This window comes from Acinetobacter lwoffii, assembly GCF_024129115.1.
Taxonomy (GTDB): domain Bacteria; phylum Pseudomonadota; class Gammaproteobacteria; order Pseudomonadales; family Moraxellaceae; genus Acinetobacter; species Acinetobacter lwoffii_T.
In genome coordinates this window covers 1-335 of the sequence record NZ_JAMXXO010000068.1, presented here as the reverse complement: position 1 = coordinate 335, position 335 = coordinate 1, and the positions used below count along the sequence as shown (strand labels likewise).

Genomic DNA, 335 nt, shown 5'->3' with positions numbered 1-335 from the left:
AGGTTGGATGTGGAAGCATAGTGATATGTGAAGCTGACCAATACTAATTGCTCGTGAGGCTTGACTATACAACACCCAAACAGTTGTTGTATTAAGCATCAATCGATTCGATATTCAGCAAAACAGCTTGATTCATAAGCTCGTTAGTATGACAATATTCAACTCAAATAAAACCTGTTAATGAATTCTATTTGGTACGAAGTAAGGCATACGAAATAAACAGCGTAAATAAGACCCGAACAAGTCCATAAACAGTTGTGCTGGCGACCATAGCAAGAGTGAACCACCTGATCCCTTCCCGAACTCAGAAGTGAAACCTCTTAGCGCTGATGGTA

General features: G+C 40.0%; 1 rRNA gene. It reads left to right on the top strand.

From position 1 onward, the window contains the following. Positions 1-259: 259 nt before the first annotated feature. Positions 260-335, top strand: a 5S ribosomal RNA gene (rrf, locus tag NI470_RS15700); the annotation flags it as partial.